The sequence below is a fragment of the Acinetobacter lwoffii genome (assembly GCF_024129715.1).
Taxonomy (GTDB): Bacteria; Pseudomonadota; Gammaproteobacteria; order Pseudomonadales; family Moraxellaceae; genus Acinetobacter; species Acinetobacter lwoffii_U.
The window spans coordinates 1-387 of the sequence record NZ_JAMXXM010000081.1; the positions used below are offsets into that span (position 1 = coordinate 1).

Below are 387 nucleotides of genomic sequence, written 5' to 3' on the forward strand. Positions count from 1 at the left end.
TCCACTTGCATGTTGATGCACGCGTATGTAGCTTCCGTCAATGAATACCCATTCTTGATCCAAGACGCCTCGTAATCTAAAAAAAATTTATTCCACAATCCCTTGCTTGCCCAACGATTAAAACGATTATAAGCAGTTTGCCAAGGACAAAATTCTTGAGGAATATCACGCCATGTGGCGCCTGTACGCAGTTTCCATAAGATCGCTTCCATGATATTTCTACTATTCTTTGAACGGTAGCAACCATGTAATCGCATAGTATCTTGAATTTGCTGCCAGATATCATCGGTAAGAAGAGTACGTGCCATTGAAAATATAGAAATAAAAATAACTCAAAGGAGGATTTTAAGTATTTAAAACCAATTCTTCAAATGAGGACACGCCCTA

At 38.5% G+C, this 387-nt stretch carries 1 pseudogene; it reads right to left on the reverse strand.

Annotation, left to right across the window (positions count from 1 at the left end):
* Positions 1-308: pseudogene (locus tag NI462_RS14990) on the reverse strand (transposase); the annotation flags it as partial.
* Between the last annotated feature and the right edge of the window lie 79 nt (positions 309-387).